This is a genomic window from Nocardioides oceani, assembly GCF_030412965.1.
GTDB classification, from domain to species: domain Bacteria; phylum Actinomycetota; class Actinomycetes; order Propionibacteriales; family Nocardioidaceae; genus Nocardioides; species Nocardioides oceani.
This window is the reverse complement of the sequence record NZ_JAUHJQ010000130.1, coordinates 1-281: the sequence shown is the minus strand read 5'-3', so window position 1 is coordinate 281 and position 281 is coordinate 1. Positions and strand designations below refer to the sequence as shown.

Sequence of the window (281 nt, the reverse complement as noted above, 5' to 3'; positions counted from 1 at the left end):
GCCTACGACGTCGACGTGGAGGCGCTCGACGCCTGAGTGTCGTCCTCACCGCCGGCCTGGGACGATGGAGGGCGTGCCCGCCTCCGTCTCCCCGCGCCGCCGCGGGATCGCCGCGCTGCTCGCGCTGGGGGTGCTCGCCGCGGGCTGCACGGGCGACACCGAGACCCCGGAGCCGAGCGGTGACGGGGCCAGCGCGGAGGCCCCCGCGCCCGACCCGCCCAGCGCCTCGGAGCGGCTGGGCCTGCGTCCCGGGTGGGGTCCGAGCCGCGACGAGCTCGACC

Annotated in this window: 1 protein-coding gene; it reads left to right on the top strand. The window is 79.4% G+C overall.

The window, feature by feature from the left end; genetic code table 11:
• Window positions 1-73: 73 nt before the first annotated feature.
• On the top strand, window positions 74-281 hold a 208-nt coding region (locus QWY28_RS23545), incomplete at its 3' end, for a hypothetical protein (protein WP_300955337.1).